The organism is Desulfosarcina ovata subsp. ovata (genome assembly GCF_009689005.1).
GTDB classification, from domain to species: domain Bacteria; phylum Desulfobacterota; class Desulfobacteria; order Desulfobacterales; family Desulfosarcinaceae; genus Desulfosarcina; species Desulfosarcina ovata.
In genome coordinates this window covers 7,149,687-7,173,280 of record NZ_AP021879.1, presented here as the reverse complement: position 1 = coordinate 7,173,280, position 23,594 = coordinate 7,149,687, and the positions used below count along the sequence as shown (strand labels likewise).

22 protein-coding genes and 1 pseudogene are annotated in these 23,594 nt (G+C 50.5%); 16 read left to right on the top strand and 7 right to left on the bottom strand.

What is annotated here, in order from left to right; translation table 11 throughout:
* Window positions 1-77 precede the first annotated feature (77 nt).
* The 3 genes and pseudogenes from mprF to GN112_RS31410 form a co-directional block, all read right to left on the bottom strand.
* Complete coding sequence (gene mprF / locus GN112_RS31420; RefSeq protein ID WP_162459206.1) at window positions 78-2,633, bottom strand: bifunctional lysylphosphatidylglycerol flippase/synthetase MprF; 2,556 nt, start codon at window positions 2,631-2,633, stop codon at window positions 78-80.
* 277 nt (window positions 2,634-2,910) lie between these two features.
* Window positions 2,911-2,991 (bottom strand): annotated as a pseudogene (locus tag GN112_RS35510) (zinc-dependent peptidase); the annotation flags it as partial.
* Between the two features lie 28 nt (window positions 2,992-3,019).
* Window positions 3,020-3,637, bottom strand: a complete 618-nt coding sequence (locus GN112_RS31410) for a PRC-barrel domain-containing protein (RefSeq protein ID WP_155313750.1) — start codon at window positions 3,635-3,637, stop codon at window positions 3,020-3,022.
* 475 nt (window positions 3,638-4,112) lie between these two features.
* Here GN112_RS31410 and pap point away from each other — a divergent pair, with 475 nt between their 5' ends.
* Entirely contained in the window at window positions 4,113-5,639 is a 1,527-nt protein-coding gene (pap, locus tag GN112_RS31405) for a polyphosphate:AMP phosphotransferase (RefSeq protein ID WP_155313749.1), read from the top strand.
* Window positions 5,640-5,852: 213 nt separating this feature from the next.
* On the opposite strand, the gene GN112_RS31400 is transcribed toward pap, so the two are convergent.
* The 3 genes from GN112_RS31400 to GN112_RS31390 form a co-directional block, all read right to left on the bottom strand.
* A complete protein-coding gene (locus GN112_RS31400; protein WP_155313748.1) occupies window positions 5,853-6,005 on the bottom strand; it encodes a hypothetical protein in 153 nt (50 codons plus the stop codon).
* Between the two features lie 244 nt (window positions 6,006-6,249).
* Window positions 6,250-7,926 carry an IS1634 family transposase gene (locus GN112_RS31395; RefSeq protein ID WP_155310853.1) on the bottom strand — a complete coding sequence of 559 codons (1,677 nt, stop codon included), beginning with the start codon at window positions 7,924-7,926 and terminating at the stop codon, window positions 6,250-6,252.
* A 231-nt stretch (window positions 7,927-8,157) separates the two neighbouring features.
* Entirely contained in the window at window positions 8,158-8,940 is a 783-nt protein-coding gene (locus tag GN112_RS31390) for a CHC2 zinc finger domain-containing protein (RefSeq protein WP_155313747.1), read from the bottom strand.
* A 166-nt stretch (window positions 8,941-9,106) separates the two neighbouring features.
* Here GN112_RS31390 and GN112_RS31385 point away from each other — a divergent pair, with 166 nt between their 5' ends.
* The 4 genes from GN112_RS31385 to GN112_RS31370 are packed head-to-tail and all read left to right on the top strand — an operon-like array spanning window position 9,107 to window position 10,167.
* Entirely contained in the window at window positions 9,107-9,451 is a 345-nt protein-coding gene (locus GN112_RS31385; RefSeq protein WP_155313746.1) for a helix-turn-helix domain-containing protein, read from the top strand.
* An 11-nt stretch (window positions 9,452-9,462) separates the two neighbouring features.
* Window positions 9,463-9,651: a hypothetical protein gene (locus GN112_RS31380; protein WP_155313744.1), complete on the top strand. Its 189-nt coding sequence runs from the start codon at window positions 9,463-9,465 to the stop codon at window positions 9,649-9,651.
* Window positions 9,648-9,950: a type II toxin-antitoxin system RelE/ParE family toxin gene (locus tag GN112_RS31375; RefSeq protein ID WP_155313743.1), complete on the top strand. Its 303-nt coding sequence runs from the start codon at window positions 9,648-9,650 to the stop codon at window positions 9,948-9,950. The genes GN112_RS31380 and GN112_RS31375 overlap by 4 nt, the downstream gene beginning before the upstream one ends.
* Window positions 9,925-10,167 (top strand): hypothetical protein, encoded by a 243-nt coding sequence (locus GN112_RS31370; protein WP_155313742.1) that lies wholly within the window; start codon window positions 9,925-9,927, stop codon window positions 10,165-10,167. The genes GN112_RS31375 and GN112_RS31370 overlap by 26 nt, the downstream gene beginning before the upstream one ends.
* A gap of 298 nt (window positions 10,168-10,465) precedes the next feature.
* On the opposite strand, the gene GN112_RS31365 is transcribed toward GN112_RS31370, so the two are convergent.
* Window positions 10,466-11,827, bottom strand: a complete 1,362-nt coding sequence (locus tag GN112_RS31365) for an ISNCY family transposase (RefSeq protein WP_414736118.1) — start codon at window positions 11,825-11,827, stop codon at window positions 10,466-10,468.
* A 359-nt stretch (window positions 11,828-12,186) separates the two neighbouring features.
* On the opposite strand from GN112_RS31365, the gene GN112_RS31360 reads away from it, so the two are divergent.
* From GN112_RS31360 to GN112_RS31305, 11 genes are all read left to right on the top strand, one after another.
* Window positions 12,187-12,531 (top strand): helix-turn-helix domain-containing protein, encoded by a 345-nt coding sequence (locus GN112_RS31360; protein WP_155313745.1) that lies wholly within the window; start codon window positions 12,187-12,189, stop codon window positions 12,529-12,531.
* Window positions 12,532-12,542: 11 nt separating this feature from the next.
* Window positions 12,543-12,731: a hypothetical protein gene (locus GN112_RS31355; RefSeq protein WP_155313744.1), complete on the top strand. Its 189-nt coding sequence runs from the start codon at window positions 12,543-12,545 to the stop codon at window positions 12,729-12,731.
* Window positions 12,728-13,030 carry a type II toxin-antitoxin system RelE/ParE family toxin gene (locus GN112_RS31350; RefSeq protein ID WP_155313743.1) on the top strand — a complete coding sequence of 101 codons (303 nt, stop codon included), beginning with the start codon at window positions 12,728-12,730 and terminating at the stop codon, window positions 13,028-13,030. Before GN112_RS31355 ends, GN112_RS31350 begins: the two co-directional genes overlap by 4 nt.
* Window positions 13,005-13,247 (top strand): hypothetical protein, encoded by a 243-nt coding sequence (locus GN112_RS31345; RefSeq protein WP_155313742.1) that lies wholly within the window; start codon window positions 13,005-13,007, stop codon window positions 13,245-13,247. The genes GN112_RS31350 and GN112_RS31345 overlap by 26 nt, the downstream gene beginning before the upstream one ends.
* A gap of 104 nt (window positions 13,248-13,351) precedes the next feature.
* Window positions 13,352-14,692: an IS1634 family transposase gene (locus GN112_RS34720; protein WP_155313741.1), complete on the top strand. Its 1,341-nt coding sequence runs from the start codon at window positions 13,352-13,354 to the stop codon at window positions 14,690-14,692.
* A 1,007-nt stretch (window positions 14,693-15,699) separates the two neighbouring features.
* Window positions 15,700-16,320 (top strand): TetR/AcrR family transcriptional regulator, encoded by a 621-nt coding sequence (locus GN112_RS31330; protein ID WP_155313740.1) that lies wholly within the window; start codon window positions 15,700-15,702, stop codon window positions 16,318-16,320.
* On the top strand, window positions 16,317-17,792 hold the full coding sequence (locus GN112_RS31325) for a TolC family protein (RefSeq protein WP_155313739.1): 1,476 nt from the start codon (window positions 16,317-16,319) through the stop codon (window positions 17,790-17,792). Before GN112_RS31330 ends, GN112_RS31325 begins: the two co-directional genes overlap by 4 nt.
* A complete protein-coding gene (locus tag GN112_RS31320) occupies window positions 17,789-18,979 on the top strand; it encodes an efflux RND transporter periplasmic adaptor subunit (protein ID WP_155313738.1) in 1,191 nt (396 codons plus the stop codon). Before GN112_RS31325 ends, GN112_RS31320 begins: the two co-directional genes overlap by 4 nt.
* Before the next feature lie 13 nt (window positions 18,980-18,992).
* Complete coding sequence (locus GN112_RS31315; RefSeq protein WP_155313737.1) at window positions 18,993-20,000, top strand: patatin-like phospholipase family protein; 1,008 nt, start codon at window positions 18,993-18,995, stop codon at window positions 19,998-20,000.
* On the top strand, window positions 19,990-20,484 hold the full coding sequence (locus GN112_RS31310) for a hypothetical protein (protein WP_155313736.1): 495 nt from the start codon (window positions 19,990-19,992) through the stop codon (window positions 20,482-20,484). Before GN112_RS31315 ends, GN112_RS31310 begins: the two co-directional genes overlap by 11 nt.
* A complete protein-coding gene (locus GN112_RS31305) occupies window positions 20,481-23,555 on the top strand; it encodes an efflux RND transporter permease subunit (protein WP_155313735.1) in 3,075 nt (1,024 codons plus the stop codon). The genes GN112_RS31310 and GN112_RS31305 overlap by 4 nt, the downstream gene beginning before the upstream one ends.
* The last annotated feature ends 39 nt before the right edge of the window (window positions 23,556-23,594 follow it).

Here is a 23,594-nt window from a genome sequence, read left to right as displayed (position 1 = left end):
TTTCTCATCGTTTTCCGGATCAACCGGATGCGTTTCAGATGGCCGCATGGGAACCGGGGCCCTGCTTTTGCCGGTCGCTATTTCAACAGCATGCCCTTCAGACCGCCGGATATCAGGGCGCCGATGTCGGTCAGGGTGCGCGGTAATGACAGTCCGCCTCTGGCAGCCAGGTACTTGGGCCGCCATACCGGATTGAATTTTTCCTTATAAGCGCGCAGCCCTTGAAAGTTGTAGAAATGATCACCGATATGCATCACGAAATCGCTGAAGCGATGCCAAAACGGGGCCATGTCCTTGGTTTCCATTCCATTTAATGGGGCCAGTCCCAGATTGAACCAATGAAATCCCCGGGCCCTGCCCCACAGCATCATTTCGACAAAGAGGAAATCCATCACCCCGTTGGGTGCGTCGGGCCGGTGACGCATCAGATCCACGCTAAGCTCATGGAATCCATCGCTTTGCCAGATATTGGCGAACGCGATGATCTCATTTTGGAATCGAACCAGACCCACGGGGAAGTACTGCAGGTATGCCGGATCGAAAAAACCCAGCGAGAATCCTTTTTCACGGGTATTTTTCTCCTTCAGCCAGGCGTCGGAGATGGCTCTCAGCGTATCCGCATAAGCCCCGATGGAAAACGGTTCGACGATTTCAAAACCATATCCGCTCTTGACCAGCTTACGGTGGATGTACCGCAATTTCCGGCGGGCCCGGCCTTCCAGGGAAAAATCGTCCAGGGACACGCGGGCTTCCTCACCGAGTTTGAGCAAGGACAGTCCCATATCGATGTAGAAATGGAGGTGCTCGTGCCCCACCTCATAAAAAACGGCACGGGCACCGTGGTCGCTGGCAGCCTGCCGGAATTGCCAGAGAAGTTCGGACCATTCTTCAGGCGGCCCCACCGGATCACCCATCGCGACCCAGGTTTTTCCCACCACGCCGAACATGATAAACGCCTGACGATTTGCGTTAAACAAAAATTGCTTGTCGCCGAGGAGAGCAAGGTTGGCGGTCGAGGAAGGAGATTGGCGTACAATGGCCGCAACCGATTCCGGAACGGCGACCCCGGCCGGTGCCGGACGATAGGGCGCCGGACGCAGCAGTCTGGCGATGCCAACCCCCAACGCCAGTGCCATCGACCCCACGGTTGCCCTTAAAAACCGCGGTGCCGCCTCCGACGCGCTGAATTGCCACCACAGCTCATGCCGGTACTCCACATGGCGAAAGGCAAACAGGCCCAGTTCGATGGAGGATATCAGCACAATGGCAATGGCGACCAGCCAACCGAAGGTGAACGTTTCCGACAACAGGGAGGCGCGGCGGTAAAAGAACCGTCTGCAGGGAAGCAGCACCAGCAGAACCACCAGAAGAACGGCGGTGGCCCCGTAGTCAAAGTCCCTGAGAAATGAGGTCACAATGCCCAGCGCCAGCAGGCCGAGGGCCAGTACATAGGCACCGTCCAGTCGTCGCTGCAGCCCCCGGGCGAGCAGGAGCAGTCCCATGCCGACCAGGCTGGAAAGAAAATGGGACAACTCCAGAAAGGGCAATGGAAGCTCGGAATTCATATAGGCCAGCGGTTGGGAAACGGCCGGAATGGCGCCGGAAAACATGAGGATGGCACCGCCCACAAAAACGACCAGGCTCAGCAGCGGAATGAACAGCGTTTCCATGGCACCCGCGGCCAGGGATTGAATCCGGGTATACAACACCCGCTGCCGCAGCAACTCTTCAATCCCCAATAAAACAGCGGCGACCAAAAGCGGCAGCAGGTAGTAGATGCCCCGGTAGACCACCAGTGTCCCCAAAACTTGGGGTACATCCAGGGCCGCGGGGGTCAACAGCAGCAATACCGATTCAAAGACACCCAGGCCACCGGGCACCTGGCTGATGATCCCGGCCGATTGAGCAATCAGGAAAATCCCTAGGAAATGCGCAAACCCCATGGGAAACGGCGCCGGCAAGAGGACATAAAGAACGGCACCGGCCAGCAGCCAGTCCGCGGCGGCAACCACGATCTGGACGCCGGATATTTTCCAGTTCGGGGAGACAAAACGCCATGCCTTGAAAGTCCACGGCTTCTTCCCCCAAAGGGTGAGTCCCCAGTAAAGGACGGTCAGCGCCAGAAGCAGAATGCCCAACGGCTGCATCGTGGACAGGGGCCAGTGCAGGCTCTGAGGCAGGGACAGGGGCTGGAAGGTGAACACCAACCCGCTCAGGGCACAGTAGCCCAGCCAAAGGCTGGCCGAGCAGAACAGTACGACCTGGGTGATCTCCACCGCGGAAAGTCCCCAGGCGCTGTAGAGGTGGTAGCGTACCGACGCCCCGGCAACCATGGCAAGGCTGACGTTGTTGCTGAATGCGTAACTCACGAAAGCGGTCAGGACCGTCCTGGCCGTGGGCAGGTCATGCTGAATATAACGCAGCGCCAGCATGTCATAGCCCGTCATCGTCAGGTAGCTGCACACCGTAAACACCAGCGCCCATCCGATGCGCGCCGGGGAGATGGCATTTACCTGAACGATAATATCGTGCAATCGATAGGTATGCAGCTGATGGTAAAGGACTCCCACGGCCAGAATAAAAAGCGCCAGCCCGAAAAAGGGGATGATTCGCTTCAGATTAACGGTTTTCATCTGCGCCCGCTCCATTGGAGAGGTCCTCACTTTGCGCTTCCGGCGTCAAACCGGCCGGACTGAAAGTGGCGCAGACCGCTACGCTTCACCGCACCCGCTGCGGCCATTCCAGCACCAGCATTAACGCTGTATTGCCGCCATCGTTCCAACCGAGATGAATCCCACGATCGCGACAAATTTTCTTCAGGTTCCATGTTTTCCTCCGTGTCCAATCGCTCCATCGGATCCTAACGGTAAAAGAGGATCAGTTGCTCGTAAAGTGCCGGATGGTACGCTTTCAACTGGAGCGGTTTTCGAAAAAAGCCTCGGTGATCACCGCGATGAACTCGGCCGGGTGGGTCGCCCCGTATGCATCACGGTCGGTCCTGTGGGAACGGGGGACCGCCCTATTTCCATTTACGGTGGATGGGCGTTCCCGGCAGGGTGGCGGCGGTCTGCTTGTCCAGCTTCAGGTGCACGACGCCATCGGCAATCTTCTCGATTTTGGAAACCGGAATGGTAACGTCCTTATGCCCCCAAAGGTGACCTTCGCGCATGATGATATGTGAAATCTGGTCGTTCAGGGGGTTGATCAGCAATTCATCCACCTTGCCGATTTTGCCATCGGTGGCGTTCACGCGCGAACCCCGGCGGATCAGGACTTCGCCCGGTGGGAAATGCGTTTCGTTTTCCAGTTCCTGGGGCTTGCCATGGGCGCCGTAAGGCCAGAGCACGACGGAATTTCTGTAAGCCCTCACATCTACCAACTCAAGCGGGTTGAGGTAGTCGTTTTTCATGAAAGGCTCAAGATCGGCAAACTCGCTTGGACTGCACCGCAGTTGGGTGGACGCCGCGGTGGACGACAGGATGTAGTCAAGCGGCACCAGGCGCTCCGTATGAGGAGGGAGTTTTTCGGCAACCACCAGGTGGGTCACTTGATCATTGACCGGATTGATCACCAGGTATTTCGAGCAGCCACATACCGCTGTGCCGCATATCACGTCTACGCCGACAGGAATTTCCATAAAAATTTCTCCTTTGTTCGGTTTTCATTGCTTAATGGAAAAATAATCACAGAGATAAAAACTCACAGTCGGATAATACCTGATTTATGTGTCGGTGTTTGGCCGACAAATGCACGCTTATTCTGAAGCACCTAATTTTATGAGATTAGCAATGAACCCGTTCGAGCAAAAATCGATTGCGATTCTTTGCCGTTCGAAATAGGATTTAACCAATATTTCCTTTTTCAATGATGTCCCACCGATAGGCTCCCGAAACGGAATGTATTCATGGATAGCGTGGGGATGCGCGGATATCAAGTTTACTTGTACAGGCTTGGGACTCATATAAGGAAACGGTGATGACCGAAAAGACTTCGATATCTGTCCCCCAGGGCGATAGAAAAAAATGGATGATCCTCAGTGCAGTGATGCTGGGCGTCATCATGGGGCCCATCGATGGAATCCTCACTTCAAGGGGCAGTAAAAGGAGGCGCTCATGTTTGAATCTGCGGAATTGGGACATAAGGTCAAAAAATCGGTGTATGAGAAGGAAGTTCCAGCTCTGCGAGAGGCCCTCCTCGATGTACAGTTGGAACTGGCGGAGGTTGGTGCCTTTCAGATGATCATTCTCATCGGTGGTCTGGACGGAGCGGGTCGAGGAGCTACGGTCAACCTGATCAACGAGTGGATGGATCCGCGCCATATCCAGACCCACGGCATGGGCGAGCCCTCGGACGAGGAACTTGATCGGCCAATGATGTGGCGCTTCTGGCGGGCCCTGCCGCCCAAGGGCAAGATTGGCGTTTTCCTCGGCTCCTGGTACACCTGGCCCATCATCAACCGTGTGAAGGGCAGGACCAAGACCGCGGATCTCGAACGGAGCCTGGAGCGGGCCAAACGGCTGGAAAAAATGCTGGTGGACGAGGGTGCGCTGATCATCAAATTCTGGCTCCATCTTTCCAAGGAAAAACAGAGGAAACGGTTCAAGGAACTGGAGAAAAATCCGCTCACCCGCTGGCGAGTGAGCAAGCGTGACTGGAAACATTTTAAACAGTACGACAAGTTCAGGAAGGTGCATGAGGTCGTCATCCGTCATACCAGTACCGCCGAGTCTCCCTGGTTGATCGTTGAGGGAGAAGATGACCGTTATCGCAGTCTTACCGTGGGCAACACCATCCTCAAGGCCATCCATGACCGACTGGAGCGGGTCAACAGCCCCATGCCCAAGTCCCTGGCCCCGCCCCTGATCCTGCCCATTGATAACCTGCATATCCTCAAGACCCTGGATATGACCCAGTCCCTGGACAAAAAAGATTACAAGGCCAAACTCGAAAAATACCAGGCCCGGCTCAACGAACTCACCCGCGATCCCAAGTTTAAATATATATCCGTGATTGCCGTTTTCGAAGGCAATGATGCTGCGGGTAAGGGGGGAAGTATTCGCCGTATCACAGGGGCTCTGGATGCCCGATACTACCAGGTCATCCCCATCGCCGCCCCGACCGACGAGGAACAGGCCCACCCCTACCTGTGGCGCTTCTGGCGTCACCTGCCACGCAAGGGTCGGGTGACCATCTTCGACCGTTCCTGGTATGGGCGGGTGCTGGTGGAACGGGCGGAAGGATTCTGCGCTGAAGCCGACTGGATGCGGGCCTACAGCGAAATCAACGACTTTGAGGCGCAGATGGTACGCCACAACCTGCTGGTGGTCAAATTCTGGCTGACAATTACCAAGGATGAACAGCTGCGCCGTTTCAAGGATCGGGAGAAGACCGCCTTTAAACGATACAAAATCACCGAAGAGGATTGGCGCAACCGGGAGAAGTGGGAACTTTACGAACAGGCAGTCTGCGACATGGTTGATCGAACCAGTACACAGCTTGCGCCCTGGATCCTGGTGGAGGCTAACAACAAGCACTTCGCCCGAATTAAGGTCCTGAAAACGCTCTGCGATCAGATTGAGCTAAAGCTCAAGGAGGTATACGAATCCGGGATAGACTACCTGGACAAGCCCAGGAAATAAGAAAAGCTTTCAAACACCCCTCGGAGGAGCATCAGACTCCACAAGAATCAACGTCCCGAGTGGTGGGGTTATGAAACTGCAGAACCGCCAATGATATCCACAGAGAACGCCGGCTTTTGCTCAGCAATCCCGCTCTTGATAGAGCTGTATTTTTAATTTTGGAAATACCTGTACGATCAAAACCCACCGCCGTTCTCATTTTATCGATTATCATCATAGAAGCAGCAGATAATCCTTGATCATTTTGTTGGTGATGAATTCCGGCGACGTCCGGTAATGTCTTGCCAGCCCGGTCACGGCGATAAGGTAGGAACGCCGGGTGTGGGGGAAAAGGTTGTCGCCGCCACCGCCATATATCTCCCCCACCCCCCCTGATCACCAAAGATACGATTATTATTCGATCCCGGTTTGTCGAAACCCTGAAATAAAAATGAACAAAAGAGGTCTCAACTTATATTTTTATGGTTCCGGTTTTCCCCCATTGAAATGTAATCTACCTATAATTCGATTTTTGACCCTGAAAATCGCAATATTGGCCCTAAATACTTACATTTCGCATGGCGGGCGAATAATTTTTTAATTTTCTTATGTTTTTGTTTTTTAAAATCAATCAGGTAGCTTTAAATTGCCACCAGCCATCTTGAAAATAATTGTAGATCGCCTCGGGTATCTCCAACAACCGGTTGATAAGTTTGTGCATGTCACCGATTCCCTTCACCACTGATTGTATACATACGCCATTCCGGATTATCTGCGAGAAGTGGACATTACGATAGAAATAACGGATGTTATTCCAAGTCGGCTTTTTTGTATTCATCCCTTGGGGTAATATGGGCAGCTTGTCTATCTCCTCGGCTGTCATATTCATCCGTATCTTTCGTTCGATAAGGGACACAATCATCAAGGCTATAAAATATAAAAAGAGCATGGCTTCAATACGGTGCTCCTTTTTTAAAAAAACAGGCGCTACTTCCAGAATCGATTTTTTGGTATACATCCGTTTTTCAAGGAATGGTTGGTTTTTATATTTTCCTAATACCTCACTGGCTTCAAGCTGCGTATTAGTAATCAAGGGAAAAACGCCATCAGTTCGCGATGCTTCGGTAAGAGATTGTTCGTTTAACTGCCACTCAATGCGGTGGGTATATTTCCATTTATTTTTGTAGATGCTTTGTGGAGACGGTCTGCCGGGAGATACTTTCACCTTGATCTGTTTGCGATCGGTTACTATCCGGACCTCTACAAACTCTTTAACATCCTTGACAATCTTATCGATAGCGGCCTTGATTTCCCTTTTGGTTTTCAAATGATACGCATTGAGTTTAGGTGACAGGCTTTCTAACTGTTCAATGGCCTTATCGATCTTTTTCTGTCTTTTGGCTTCGTCCTCTTTTTGTTTGGAACTGCTGTGAACAAAAATGACCCGAAAGCCTTCTTCGGTCAGTTCGGTCTCATAGGTGCGGTAAACGGTAAACTCACCTTTCTTCCGTGAGTTTTCAACGCTAACGGCGTCTTCCCAAGGCACTTCGTTTTTTTTCAGATATTTGATGAACTGGATGTATTCCTTGTGATTCTTCGGAACGATGGTGATAAACAGCCCTCCTTCACCAGCGATGTGCTTTAGATTCTTTTCGGTTTTCAACTTGCAGTCGGCGATGTAAATGAAATCCTCTTTTCCCAACAATGTGCGCAGGCCGTTCCAGTTGGGAATATGGGTCACATCATCGGTCGTATTCCCGTCAAATAGCTGATAACTGAGTGGAACATGTCCGTCCGCCGTGATATTCAGACCAAATACAACTTGTTTGCAATCGGGTCGAAAATCCTTGTTGTGCCCATGCTTAAGCTTGACCGCTTCCGGATCGGGAGTTTTGTATTTGCCGATGAAAGTCACGGATGTGCTATCATTATGTATTTCCTCCGTAAGTAACTGGTGTACCGATATGGCATTGCAAGAAGCCTCGGTCATCAGCGTATGGCGGTCTGCATGAAATAATGCTGATAGTGCCCTGGCAAGACGATCATCGTTAAAAAAATTTGGCTCGACCGGTTCTGTTACAAGTCCATCTGTATATTGGCACAACCATTCTTGAATCTTGTATAGTGGTTTGTTGTCACATATGATGTTGGCAATTAAGATACACAAGCTTTGCGCATGCTCCGCAAGACTTCCGTCGGATGCCGGAACATACTTGGAAAAAAGGTTGAAAAGGTCAAGCTGATCCATGAAATACTTGACCATTGGCAATACATCAACTTGCTTGAATCGAGTTTCAAATTGCTCCATAACGCCTCCGTAGTCTCGGTTATGAGGCGCTTGGATATAGATGAAGGAATCATTTTACCAGCCTCATACATTGTATGCATAACAGATAAGGCCGGAATTGTCCAGTGCTTATTTAATTCATTTTTTCAATATGTTATAGACTTGCCCCGCCTTGAGCAATAAATTTGATAATTACCGTTTCACTCGTGCGAAATGTAAGTAAATAGGCCTACTTTTAAAACATTATTTACCTTATTTCAGTTGGTTGGCTTGGGCGTCCCCAAACCAACAAAACGCTCTTTCCGGCCCCAAAAACATCGATTTAAGACCGTAAAACGACCCTGTTTTTGACCTAGAACCGCGCCAATTGGGAATCCAGCTTGGTCCGACCCCAGTTTTTTTGTGCTGGTAATAGCCCACCACACGGGAGAGCAGCTTGCGGTCCTTGACGGACAACGCCTTCTTGCCGGAAGCGGCCTTCCTTGCCTTGGAGGATTTTACATCGCTGTCGGAAAGGCGGTTGACCGCTTCCGGGAACACCACCTTGTCAAACAGTTCAACGAACCGGATCACATCACCCGCAGCCCCGCAGCCAAAGCACTGGAACAGATTTTCATCCGGATTGATCGATAAAGAAGGGTTGGTATCGTCGTGGAAGGGGCAAAGGCCAAGGAAGCTTTTGCCGTTTTTCTTAAGTTCGATGCCCCTGGAGCGGGCCAGGGCCATCAGATCAACGCCATGTTTGATGGCCTCGATCTTCTCTTTGGCGATGGCCATGTCTCGTTCTCCTCTCGCTCTCGCGCATTTTTCGAACATCGCGTCCCGCAGGTGGTTCAGGCTTTCTCGCAGTTGTATCGGGTTGACCCGCGCCCGTCCGGAACGATAGTCCCGGTCCAGGCGGTCCAGGCCATGCCCGGTGATCAAGAACGTGGCGATGCGTTTGCCATGCCGCCCGACCCGGATCCCGGCCAGGTCGCCGCCGCTGGCCAGAAAGAACGCTCCCCGGAAAATGTCCGTGGTCTCAAGGCTGATCAAATAATCACCCCCTTTAAAAAAGATACATTGTCACCAATACGTATTGTTAATAACGGATCGGTGCCAGACCGTCAAGCACCTATGGGGATTGACTATAACCTTTCGTTGCTAAATAATGGCCTGGAAACGGCAAAAATCAGGACAGGCGACATTTTTAGGTGACGAAATGGCAATCGGTGACAGGATACAGGCGCTGCGCAAGCAGCATGGATGGAGCCAACAGCAGTTGGCCAAAAAGATCGGTACCAGCGGGCCGATTGCGGGCCGCTATGAACGGGGGGAGATGACGCCGTCGGTGGAGGTGGCCAAACGGCTGGCCGACACCTTCGAGGTGACCCTGGATTATCTGGTCGACGATACGGGAAGAACAGCGGAGATCAGGGACAAGGCCATGCTCCAACGGATCATGGAGATCCAGGCCCTGGATACGGAGGACCGCAAAACCATCGTTACCGTGCTCGACAGCTTTTTGAGGGACGCCAAGGCCCGCAAGGCCTACGCGTCACAATAGGAGAGGATCGCATGCAACCGCAAAGCATAAAGGAACAGGCCCACCGGCTGGTGGACAATCTGCCCGACACCGCCACCTGGGATGATGTGATGTATCGGATTTACGTGCGCCAGGCCATCGAAGCCGGGATCAAGGACAGCGATCAGGGGCGTACCGTGGATGTGGAGGCGGTCCGCAAACGGTTTGGCCTGCCGGCATGAACGTTCACTGGACCCACAATGCCATCGAGCATCTGGCCAACATCTATGAATACATCACGCTGAACTCGCCCACCTATGCCCGGCAGATGGTGGACCGGCTTACTCGCCGCTCCGCTCAGATCGCCGACCAGCCCCTTTCCGGCCGTCGGGTCCCCGAATATCCGGCCGAGGATGTCCGCGAGCTGATCGAAAACCCTTACCGGATCATCTACCGCATCAAGAAGGACCGGATCGACGTCCTGGCCGTCATCCACGGCGCCCGGTTGATGCCCGATGCGTTTGAAAAAAACGGCGGTTAAAGGAGAAAATGAGTTCCTCAACCGCCGTTTGTCAGTCTTCTTTATGGGAAACTTATATTTTTATGGCTGTCCCCAACTCCCCCCAACTCGTTTGCGTCTGCGGAACCAACTGATCAAGCCGATCGACAAGATTCTTCTTATCGGTCGTATCCCGGAAAATGTTTTTTCTTTCGATCCCCCGGATGATCACGTGATGCAAAATCCCGGGAGCGTCTAATCGGGCTAACCGTGGCATGGCACCTTTCATCGCAAATGTTGAGAGGTAAATCAAGTTGGTTAGATAATGAGCAGCAATTGTAATTATGCGGTTCAGGTTTGTACCAGCATGGCAATTCGATCAGTTCTTCGAAAAATTTAGTTCAGGTTATGATCAAAAAGTGAAACAAAACTGTACGCAATTAGCCAGCCGATGAATTTTTTCATTTTTGGCTCTCTGTATCAGAAATTTTGATCAAACCTATCCATTGGTTAATAAAGGAACTCGTACGGTTTGATGTGAAAATCTGCCAAGGATTTTAACTGGTGTCTACGTATTCGATCTCCAGGCCTCGCATCATAAAAGTTAACATCGCCTCCCAACTGGGAAAATACATATATCGCGTCAAAGCGCGCACATCGTCAAAAAAGGTTTTGCGCGTTGGTAACTCAGCACGAACCAAGCTGTACTTCTCATCCATCAGTTCAAGAACGGTATGGAACAGAAAGGCTAACAAGTTGAAGGTCAGCAATAATGATGAAAGGTGCTTGTTCCCGTGACCGAAGTTGTGTTCAATATTATAGCCTCTGTTTTTCAAAACATTATTATTTTCGTTCTCGACTTTCCAGCGTGCTCGGCCATCTTTGACAATTTGCTTGACGTTGCTCTTTGAAACTTCAAAATTGGTTGCAAATGCGTTTTTGTACACGATTTTTCCATCGGGCAGGGTTGTTGTCAGTTCGCACCAATTAACATCAATGGCGTTTTCACTATCACGTAGCGGCAGTTTGTTGGCAAAGCGATACGTATCGATTTCATGGGTTTTGCCGGTCCAGCGCTTCTCCACCACGGTTTCGATGGTCTGCATGGCGTCCAATTCATCCAGCCACTGGTAAAGGGTTTTATGAGAATCGGGTTTACAGACCAAAATGAAATCAAGTTCTTGATCTAATAGTTTTTTGCAAATCGGTTGTTTACAGTATAGATCATCGCCCAATACAGTGATGCCAAAAGGTTGATACTCCGCCGCATATTGATCGATCCAGCGTTTTGCTGCCGCGTTTTCGCAATCTTGTTTATCATGGCCATCCTGGGGGGTAATAAATTCCGGTTGCAAAGCAATCACCTTATTGTTTTCCGGTGCCACAATCACCGGGGTCACGACTGAATGCGAATAGGTTACGGTTCCATTTTTATGGTGCTTGCGACTACAATTATCACAATGAATTGTATTTGAAGCAAAATACTGCGTTCCGTCAAAGGCAACCAATAAATTGTTGTCGTATGAGCGAAACCCGTCCAGATGACCGGATTTTTCCAATCCGTCGAAAAGATATTTGAACACGGGCGTGACATAAGAGGGATGGACCTCGTCCATTAAACTTTTGATGTGGTTGGTACAGGGAATTTGAGTGAGGCCGAAAAGTGATTGCGCATTGTTTTTGCCTTTTGTTTGCTGCATAGCGGATTGAAAGGCTAAAAAGGATGGGCTTTGGGTAAAAAAAACAGAAAAAGCTCCCAGGGCTGCGTCTTCTATGCTGTAGCTGGTATTAGTGCCGATGCGCCGGTCAGGAAATGCAGAAATAGTTTGGCGAAAAAATTGGATCACTTTGTCAAATGTGAATTCTGCATGTTTCCTTTCAAGTAGGATGCGGTTTTCTTCTTGTTCTGGCAATCGCATGGCCCTGGCTCGCTTTTGGTAAAAGTGGATGAGTATTCACCCTCTTATATCCATTACAAGCTTCTGTGTCCAGAACATTTTGAAATAATAAAGAAAATAAATGCATCGAACTTTGATTGAAAAAAACTTCTGTTTGGGTAGCAAAGAGAGCCATTTCAAAATTACAATTGCTGGATAATGAGAGAATGTCCCTATTATTCACCGTTTGAAAAAAGATGCATTGTCACCAATACGTATTGTTAATAACGGATCGGTGCCAGACCGTCAAGCACCTATGGGGATTGACTATAACCTTTCGTTGCTAAATAATGGCCTGGAAACGGCAAAAATCAGGACAGGCGACATTTTTAGGTGACGAAATGGCAATCGGTGACAGGATACAGGCGCTGCGCAAGCAGCATGGATGGAGCCAACAGCAGTTGGCCAAAAAGATCGGTACCAGCGGGCCGATTGTGGGCCGCTATGAACGGGGGGAGATGACGCCGTCGGTGGAGGTGGCCAAACGGCTGGCCGACACCTTCGAGGTGACCCTGGATTATCTGGTCGACGATACGGGAAGAACAGCGGAGATCAGGGACAAGGCCATGCTCCAACGGATCATGGAGATCCAGGCCCTGGATACGGAGGACCGCAAAACCATCGTTACCGTGCTCGACAGCTTTTTGAGGGACGCCAAGGCCCGCAAGGCCTACGCGTCACAATAGGAGAGGATCGCATGCAACCGCAAAGCATAAAGGAACAGGCCCACCGGCTGGTGGACAATCTGCCCGACACCGCCACCTGGGATGATGTGATGTATCGGATTTACGTGCGCCAGGCCATCGAAGCCGGGATCAAGGACAGCGATCAGGGGCGTACCGTGGATGTGGAGGCGGTCCGCAAACGGTTTGGCCTGCCGGCATGAACGTTCACTGGACCCACAATGCCATCGAGCATCTGGCCAACATCTATGAATACATCACGCTGAACTCGCCCACCTATGCCCGGCAGATGGTGGACCGGCTTACTCGCCGCTCCGCTCAGATCGCCGACCAGCCCCTTTCCGGCCGTCGGGTCCCCGAATATCCGGCCGAGGATGTCCGCGAGCTGATCGAAAACCCTTACCGGATCATCTACCGCATCAAGAAGGACCGGATCGACGTCCTGGCCGTCATCCACGGCGCCCGGTTGATGCCCGATGCGTTTGAAAAAAACGGCGGTTAAAGGAGAAAATGAGTTCCTCAACCGCCGTTTGTCAGTCTTCTTTATGGGAAACTTATATTTTTATGGCTGTCCCCAACTCCCCCCAACTCGTTTGCGTCTGCGGAACCAACTGATCAAGCCGATCGACAAGATTCTTCTTATCGGTCGTATCCCGGAAAATGTTTTTTCTTTCGATCCCCCGGATGATCACGTGATGCAAAATCCCGGGAGCGTCTAATCGGGCTAACCGTGGCATGGCACCTTTCATCGCAAATGTTGAGAGGTAAATCAAGTTGGTTAGATAATTAGAGACGTCCCTATTATTCCCTATTATTCCACTGGCTGCAAAATCGAAGCGGTTTAGGCGAATTAATCGGCTATGACTATGAAAGTATGTCGCTAAAACGAATCTATGAAATATCTGACCGTATTTACAAAGACAAAGAAGCGATTGAAAGGCATTTATACAACCGAGAACGTTTTTTGTTTGGTTTTGAAGAAATAATTACACTTTATGATTTGACAAACACATTTTTTGAGGGAAGCTGTAAGTATAATGAACTTGGCAAGCATGGAAAATCAAAAGAAAAACGCTCAGACTGTCCCTTGGTAACTTTGGCTTTAGTTTTGGACAGTAGCGGCTTTCCAAGAAGAAGTAAAATATTTTCCGGAAACGTTAGTGAGCCATCAACACTGGAAGAAATGATTTCAAGCTTGAATAAACCATCAGAAAGTTCATTAGAAGACGATAAGCAGATGAGTGTTTTTGATAAAAAGAAACCAGTTGTCGTAATGGATGCCGGGATAGCAACAAACGATAATGTACAATGGTTGCAGGCGAATCATTACCGATACCTTGTTGTCAGCAGGAAAAGATATAGAGAATTTGATCATGATAAAGCTGTTGAAGTAAAAAGAGATAAGGATTACATTGTTAAAGCGTACAAAAAATATGTCAAGGAAACAGAAGAGACTGAAATTTATTGTCATTCAAGTGAGCGAGAAAAAAAGGATCAGAGCATTCAAAATCGATTTTCAGAAAGATTTGAAGCAGACTTAAAATCATTGAACGATGGTTTAAATCAAAAAGGTCGGCTAAAGATTTATGAGAAGGTTGTTGAAAAAGTAGGACGGCTGAAACAAAAATATACCAAAGCTGCTAAAAATTATGAGATTACCATCCATAAAGATAAAGGATCAAAGAAGGCGACAAAGATTACCTGGAAGATAAAAAAAAATTCTGACTCTTCAGATTCAAATCCAGGCGTTTATTGTTTGAGAACAAACTTGAACGATCTGGATGAAACTATTCTTTGGCGTACATATACGATGTTGACTGATCTTGAAGCTGTATTTCGAAGTTTAAAATCGGAGTTGGGTTTACGGCCGGTGTTTCATCAAATAACGAGGAGAGTAAAAGGACATCTCTTTATCACATTATTAGCTTATCACCACGTTCATACAATCAGGTTTAGACTTAAAGAAAATGGGATTCATACAAGTTGGTCCGATTTGAGAAAAGAATTAGACGGCCAAAATCGAACAACAGCAGTAATGAGAAGTAAAAATGGCGAGACAATACATGTTAGAAAAAGCACAAAAGCAGAGTCTCGTCAACTAAAAATTTATGATGCACTGGGTGTACCTCATAGTCCAGGAAAAGTGGTAAAATATGAGGTATAAAAAATAAGTAGTGCCATAAACGCCTTAGCGTATGACTCAACTATTAGAAATTACAGTAAATATTAAATTCAAGCGGAAAAGATGGGTTAGATGGCATGTTTTGACCTCAGAAACACCATTTTAAGATCCTGACTGGAAAATCCAAGGAAAAGTATTGCCCCAAGATATTTTAACCTCGGCTATCTTCTGCGGATTATCATCCTCATTTCCGTAGTTTTCTATGGCTTCTCGTAAAAGAGTTCGATCCAACGGTTGCGATCTTTGGCAAACTTTAAAAGGAAATCTCTCTTATGGCATCGGTGGGTGATATGCCAAATATATCCCGGTATAAAATGTCGATAAGCGCGTGCCATCGCTCATATTCGCTTAAAATAGGTTTTTTACCCCCAAAAGTGATCTCCTAAGACGTTTTCAGAGGTTATTTTTTCACCATTTATCTATTTATGTCAAATGGTTAATTTGGTGCGACCCCAGTACCTTGAGTACCTTGAGTGTTCCGCCCTTTAGGATTTGTCGAATCTGCTCCACTTGTTCCATCGGCAATTTGGAAATGTTGCCGAGGGTGCGCTTTCGGACTTTCTTGCCTTCCCGATAGGACTCACGGAGCAAGATGGCGGGCTTTGATCCACGGTTAGGAACGATCTCGATATGCATGGCTACCCTATACCACGAATACGACTGTCCACGCAAGGCCTAACTTGCACTATATGAATTATTACATGGCTACATTTTTACGCCCCAAATCAATGGGTGGTTGCTCCGCGTCCCCTGTTTTCGGGCTTTCCACTATTTGGGGGTCAGAATTCTGGCCGGAACTTCAGTTTAACCTCTTCATCGTCCAATATCCCCTCGCCATGTGTGGTGTGGATCGTATTCTAATTTTTCTTCGGGTTTCCGCTTGACGCAAGGAGCCAACGTGCGTATCATATAGAATATGACATCATGTTATTAAACGTGACGTCATATTTGTGTATTCTATACTGGACCAAGGAAACGGAGGTCAGGCAATGCAAGACAAGAAGCTCACACGTCGGGAAAGAGAAAAACTCAGGCATCGTCGTCAGATGCTTGTTGCTGCAATCGAGCTTTTCTCGGAGAAAGGATACCACAATGTATCCATGCACGAGATTGCAAAAAGAGCAGAGTTTGCCATCGGAACGCTTTACAAATTTTTTAAGAACAAGGAGGACCTCTACAAGGCCCTCATAATGGAAAAGGCGGCGGAATATCATCGTACCCTGATCAGGGCCCTTTCAAGAGAAGGTGACGTCCTGACTATTCTCAAAAACTACATTTCCGCCAAAGCCGGTGTCTTTGCCGATGACGTTGCCACGTTGCGGCTCTATTTTGCTGAAACACAGGGGGCGAGTTTCAACATCAAGGCTGGTCTCGATCAGGACATCCGCAAGCTTTATGACGAACTGGTAGAGCAACTGGCTTCGACACTGGAAAAAGGTATCCGTAAAAACGTGCTTCGCGATCTGAATCCCTACTATACGGCCGTAGCCCTGGAAGGAATCACCAACGCTTTTCTCTTCTGTTGGCTGGAAGATCCGGAACGGCATTCATACGAGGCGAATGCCCCGGTGATCAGGGATATATTTCTCAAAGGGGTGGTGGCCGAATGAAAAAAGCCTTAAGGACAACAGCTCGCGCCATGGTTATGCTTCTAGCGGGGGGTGGATTGCTGCTGCCAGCGGGTTGTGTGTCTATTAGCGCTGCCGCCGAGCCGTTGCACGGCCATTCCGATGCAATCGTCGAACAATCGCCGGAAATAGAAGGCAGCCGTCCTTCTGCTCCCGTTGAGGTGCTTCGCAAGCTCGAAAAGGATGGCAATATACACCTGTCGTTAAGCGATTGCCTGAAAATAGCGTTGCAACAGAATTACGATATCCGCCTTGCACGGGAAGCCCTGACTCAAGCCGATACAAAGATAACTCAGGCCAGATCGGCTATGCTCCCATTTTTGGGGGCGGATGCTTCCTATACCCGACTGGACGAGGAGTTGAGCTTTGCAATGGGGCCGCAATCGTTGACCTTCATGGATCGTGATCAATACAAGGCGGGGCTCGTCATCCGGCAGCCCATTTTCACGGGAGGGCGATTGAATGCGGCGCGCAAGGCGTCCCAGTATTCACGAGACGCTCAAGCTCAAGAGAACAGGGCCGTTGAAGAAGAAGTCGTTTTCCAGGTTGCACGCGCGTATCGGACCGCACAGTTGACCGAAGCGTTTCAAGGTGTTGCCGTGGAGGCCGTCGATCTTCTTGAGGTGCATGAACATGACGTGGCGATTCTGGTGGAGAAAGGGGCGAATCCGGAAATTGATCTCCTTCGCACCCGCACGGAGCTTGCCAATGCCCGCAAGGAGCTGAATGGCGCTGACAACGCCGTCGACCTGGCATGCTCTGCACTCAAGAATTTGCTGAGCATCCCCCTTGAAGAATCGGTCCTTTTGACGGAAGCCTTGGTGCGGTCGCCCGGGCCGGGGGCGGATCTTTCGTCTCTCACCGAATTGGCCCTTTCGCAACGTCCTGAACTTTCTGCAATGGATTCCAAAATGGCAACTGCGGAACAGGCGCTTAAAGCGGCCAGGGGAGAATACCTGCCTACCATAGCCCTGGAAGGACGTTACGAATATATGGAAGGCGATATTCGGGATCTGGAAGGCGGTGACCACTGGACGGTTGGGATAGGGGCACAGCTTCCCCTCTGGAATTGGGGGAAAACCGCTGCCAAGGTCAGAGAGGCAAGATCACAACTGGCGCAGGTAAGAATCCAGCGAGATAAAACGACGGATCACATTCGTCTTGAAGTGCGCCAAGCCTTCCTGGACCTTGGAAAAGCGGAAAAGAATATCGATGCGGCTGAGAGTGCACTGAAGACAGCCAAGGAGGCTTACCGCCAGGCGAGAGCCAGATACCGGGCAGGAGAAGGCACAAATACCGATGTGCTGGACGTCCGTACGGCCTTAAGTCGGGCTGAAGCGAATCACACGCAGGCTCTTTTTGATTACAACGTTGCCATTGCCGCCCTTCATCGAGCGGTGGGCGTAATGGTGATAGAGCCGCCTGATATCAAGGAAAAGGAGCCTGCCGAATGAAACGAAGAGGAGTCTATATATCCATTGCTATTGCGGCGGCTGCTATTGCGCTCTTGGTTGTCCATGTTTCGAAAAAACAATGGTACAAAGACGTGGACGTGGATACGGTCGACAAAGTGATACCTGTCACAATTGCAGCTGTTGTCTCACACGAATTCGCTGATGAAATCAGCGCCGTCGGCACCCTGAAAGCCCGAGAAATGAGTCCGCTAAGCCCCAAGGTGGCAGGAACAGTGAGCCGGGTTCTGGTTGATATCGGTGGGCGCGTCAATGCCGGCGACGTCATTATAAAACTGGACAGAACAAACTATGATCTAGGCGTCAAGCAGGCCCGGGCGGCGCTTGCCGCTGCGCAAGCAGCGGTCCCGCAGGCTGAAGCCCAGTTTGAACATGCCAGGAAAGAACACCGCCGCGCAATTGAACTGCTGCAAGAAAAGGTGATTCCGCAAAGTCGCTTTGATGCATCAGAGGCGGCCTTTAAAAGCGCCAGGGAAGCGGCGTCCTTTGCCAGAGCACAGAGGGACCAGGCAAGGGCCGCCTTGGAGACAGCGATGGAACATCTCAAGGATGCGGACATTCGGTCGCCTATCGGCGGCACTGTCGTGGAGAGAAATGTGGAAATCGGTCAGGCGGTTGCGCCCGGCAGCCGACTTCTGCGTATCGTGGACCAAACATCCCTGAACCTGGATGTCGATTTGCCGGAAGCAGACATTGGTCGGCTTGCCATTGGAACTGTAGCGCTGATTACGACAGACGCCTTCCCGGAGCATGAGTATTCAGGAAAAGTAACCGTTGTCAATCCGATGGTGGACCGAAAGACGCGTACTTTCCGCATGAGAATCGAGGTGCCGAATCCGTCCGGGAAGCTGGTGGACGGAATGTATGCCAGGGTGAAGCTTTCAGAAGAGAAAAAAAGCTCCCTTGCCGTTCCCCGTGACGCCTTGCAACGACTCCCCGGCAGCGGCACCTATTACGTTTTTGTGGTGGAAGAAAATAAGGCCCATAAGCGAACGGTCAAAATTGGTGCCATGGATGACCAATATGCCGAAGTGATGGACGGCCTGGTGGAGAGCAACAAAGTGGTTACCAGCGGAGCGGGGCGTTTGCAGTCAGGCATGGAGGTAAGCGTGCAAGATATTCCGAACAAGAATGAGAAGGATAACTCTGGGGGTCAAATTCTCAAGTAGATCGATGGTGAACATGTCGGACGATAACTCAGATTTTCCGAAAAATATCGGACTGGCGCTGGGCAGCGGCTCCGCACGGGGATGGTCTCATATTGGTGTAATACGGGCACTGGTTGAGGCAGGAATGGAAATCAGGTACATCGCCGGCACCAGCATTGGTTCGTTGGTAGGGGCCGCATGTGCCCTTGACAAAATGGATGTGCTGGAAGATTTTGCCCGTCAGCTCGACTGGAAACAGATTATTTCCTTCCTGGATGTAACTTTTCCGAGGTCGGGACTCATTGATGGAAAGAAGATCAGCGATTTCTTTCGTTCTCATGTTCGAGAAATGAACATTGAAGAATTACCTCTCCGCTATTGCGCGGTTGCCAGCGATTTGGCCACGGGTCGTGAGGTCGTGTTGAACAAAGGGGACATCATAGAGGCAATCCGCGCGAGCATCTCGGTTCCGGGCATTTTTACGCCGGTCAGGCAAAACGTCGGTTTTCTGGTGGATGGCGGGCTGGTCAACCCCGTGCCGGTGAGCGCTGTCAGGAAAATGGGAGCGGATTACGTCATCGCTGTTGATTTGAACCATGACATTATCGACAAAAGGAGTACCGCCGACATCGCTCCGGTTGATTCATCGGTGGCAGGTATGGTTGTTCAGCCCCAGCCCGCAAAATGGAAAATCGCGCAGGAACTGGGCAACAGATTCAACGAATTCAGTTCGCCCGCGTTATCGCAAGTGCGTCAGTGGCTGCACAAGGATCCTGTGCCGAACATTTTTGATGTGTTGACGACCGCAATCAACATCATGGAGGTACAGATAACTGCAACAAGATTGGCAACCGATCCGCCCGATCTGCTGATTCGGCCGAAGCTGGGGGATGTTCGTTTTCTCGAATTCCATCGGGCCGAGGAGACCATTGCCGAGGGGTACCGGGAAGCCATGAGGCAACTCAAAGAAAAATGGGGGTGTGCCGCCAAAAGAGATTTACCAGGAGATTTTTTACCGGGGAGAACGGAAGATGGGAATTAATATTTGTCAGTTACAAGAAAAACGCCTTGTTGATCGTCTGCGTTCTCTGAAGGTCAAAGGAGAAGTGATCGAGAAAAGAAGAATGAAATCATTCAGTGGACGGCCCGAAAGGAAGATTGTCGTTGTCAAATTCAAGGACAGGATAATTGAAACAAACCTTGATGACGCAGAATTCGAACGGACTGAGATCGGGGAACGGACTTGGTTTTCTCCTCCGGTCCCTGATCGTGATCCGTGCACTTGCCATCTATTCGTCTGGCTGATTTTTGGAATCGCATCTGGGGCACTGGCAATCTGGGCCATCACAAGCCATTTTCCCGGAAAAACCGCCCCTATCCTTTCTCTTGTCGCAGCAGGTTGGATCAGCGTTATTGCCTGGGCCAGGATATGTTCGCACGAGCAAAACAAATGCCTTCGGGACCTTAGGACGGAAGTCGATTTTTTTGAAGCTGACGGTGACGACAAGCAAGGGGAACAGAAATGAAATTACCGGAGATATCCGTCCGCAGGCCGGTCACGACCGTTATGGTTTTCGCTGCCATTACATTGCTGGGTTGCGTGGCTTTTTTCATGCTCAACCTCGACTTGCTACCGGATATTGAACCTCCGGCCGTGAGTGTCATCACACCCTATCCGGGGGCTTCCGCCACGGATGTTGAGTCGGAGGTGACCAAGTACCTGGAAGACCAGCTTTCAACCACACCGAATCTCGACCGGCTGGAGTCAAAGTCAAAAGACAACATCGCCATCGTCAATTGCATATTCAACTGGGGCACCGACCTGGATGTTGCGGTCAACGATATCCGGGAGAAGATCGATCTTGCCAAGCCGGACCTTGCCGATGGAGCGGAAGACCCCTTTATCTTCAAGTTCAGCAGCTCCATGGTGCCGGTGCTCATCATGACGGTGACGGCGGAAGAAAGCAGTCCCGATCTTTACAGAATTGTGGACAAGCAGATCGCCGATCCGTTGAAGCGTGTGCCCGGCGTGGGCGCTGTCGTCTATATCGGCGGCCAGGAAAGACAGATCAATGTGCATTTCGACCGCGAAGCAATAGATGCTTATCACATTTCCGTTCAGCAGAGCAGAAATGTTCTCGCCGCTGAAAACCTGAACCTTCCGGTGGGCACCGTCAAAATCGGGAGGAATGAACTCCAGATCAGAGTAGCGGGGCGCTATCGGGATGCAGCGGAAATCGCCAATACGGTGATCGGAAGCAACGGCGACGCGCTTGTGCGGCTTAGAGATGTGGCCACGGTCACCGATGCCTTTGAGGAGCCGCAGGAGTGGGCGCGTTCCGGCAAGCTTCCTGCGATTGCCTTGATTATTCAGAAGCAGTCCGGGGCCAACACCGTTAACGTGATCAAAGCCATAAAAGACCGCCTCAAGACACTGAAGACCGAAGTGCCGTCGGATATCAAAATCCACGGGATTCTGGATAACTCCGATCACATTTATGCGATGATCAATAGTTTGACCGAAGCCGCCGTCGTCGGAGGTCTTTTGGTCATTGTCGTCTGTTTCCTGTTTCTCCGGCGGTTTCGCACCAGCCTGGTCGTCTCAATGGCAATTCCTTTTTCGATTATCATCGCCTTTATCGGTCTTTTCGTCATGAATTATACCATCAACGTCATTTCCCTGATGAGTCTTGCCATTGCCGTGGGAATGGTGGTGGACGACGCCATCGTCGTACTTGAAAACATCGTACGGCATGTGGACGATGGCAAGTCTCCGCAATTGGCCGCCGTGGAGGGAACATCGGAAGTGGGCATGGCGGTGGCCGCGTCAACGTTGACCATTGTGGCTGTCTTCGCCCCTCTTCTCTTGGTGAAAGGGATCGCCGGTATCATCTTTGGTCAGTTGGCGTTCATAATCTTGATCACGATTCTGGCCTCGCTCTTCATTTCACTGACGTTGACGCCTATGGCTGCTTCCCGTTTGCTCCGTTCACGGGACCAAAAAAAGCTCAATCCGGTATTTGCATGGAGCGAGCGTTTGCTGAATGAAATCGAAGCCGGTTATTCTCACATCCTGGGATGGGGGCTAAGGCGCCGTAACGTTTTTCTTTCATTTATAGTTATTGTATTTATCGGCAGTCTGGCGCTGATTCCTTTGGTCGGTACGGAATTTTTTCCGGAAGTGGATTCCGGGGAAGTGGAGGTAGTCCTGGAGATGGCGCAGGGCACCCGAGTGGAGGTTACGGCCGGAACCACGGAAGAAATGCTCAACGCAGTGAACGCCATTCCGGAAATGGAAGCCTCCTATGCCCTGGCAGGTCAGACCAAAAAAGGTTTTTTAACAGCCCTCGGTTTTGAAGAGGGAACCGGCATCGGTCGCATCGGAGGGCGTCTCATTGATAAAAAAGAACGGAGTCGCCATGCCAAGGAGATCGCTTCGGAGCTTCGTGAGCAAGTCATAAAACTGCCGGGCGTTGAGAAATTTTCCGCCAGTGCTGTAAGCGCCATTCAAAAGGCGTTCCTGGGAGGCGGTCGGCCCATCAGCATTGAAATTCTGGGTCATGATATCGAGATAACAGACAAAGTCGCCGCGGAAATCCAGCGTATCGTGGAAACCACCCCCGGCGCGGTGGATGTCTCCGTCAGCAGAAAGAAACCACGGCCGGAAGTGCGGATTTGTCTTGACCGGGACAAGGCGGCATCCCTGGGATTGAATGTGGCGCTTGTCGCCGACGCATTGAGGACCAACTACTATGGATTCGATGATACGAAGTTCCGGGAGGCGGGTGACGACTTCGACATCGAGTTGCGACTGAAAAAAGACCAGCGGGAAACGATTCGTGAAATCGGGGAAACACCCATCACCACCCTGACCGGTCAGACCATTAAGCTCCGGAACATCGCGTCTGTTCGTGAAACCTTTGGGCCTGTTGAGATCGACCGGAAAAACAGGACCCGCGTCACCAAGGTTCAGGCGGGCGTCCAGGGCAGGGTTCTGGGGGATGTGGTGCAAGATATTAGAGAATCGATGGCTTCACTTGATTTGCCTCCCGGCGTTTCCATTGAATGGGGCGGAGAGGTGGAGGAACAGCGAAAAGCGTTCCGCGACCTGACCCTCCTTTTGATTCTGGGAATAGTCCTTGTCTACATGGTCATGGCAGGGGAGTTCGAGGATTTCGTTGATCCATTCATCATCATGTTTTCGGTTCCTTTCGCCTTCGCCGGAGTGATATGGGCCTTCGTTGCCACGGCCACTCCGCTCAATCTGATGAGCTTCATCGGGGTGATCATGCTCATGGGCATTGTTGTAAAGAACGCCATTGTGCTCGTGGACTATACCAAGCAACTGAGAGCAGGTGGGATGACGCTAAACGAAGCGGTGGTCACGGGAGGAAAAACACGCCTGAGGCCGGTGCTCATGACGAGTTTGACCACCATATTCGGCATGGTCCCGTTGGCCCTTTCCAGAGGGGAAGGCTCTGAAATATGGAATGCACTGGGCATCACGGTCATTGGGGGGCTGTCGATCAGCGGCCTTGTGACATTGATTCTGGTACCGCTGATGTATTCGCTGGTTCACCGAAACAAAGCGGAATGAGTCCCGAAAAGGACGAAGATGCAGTCCAAGAATTGGAGG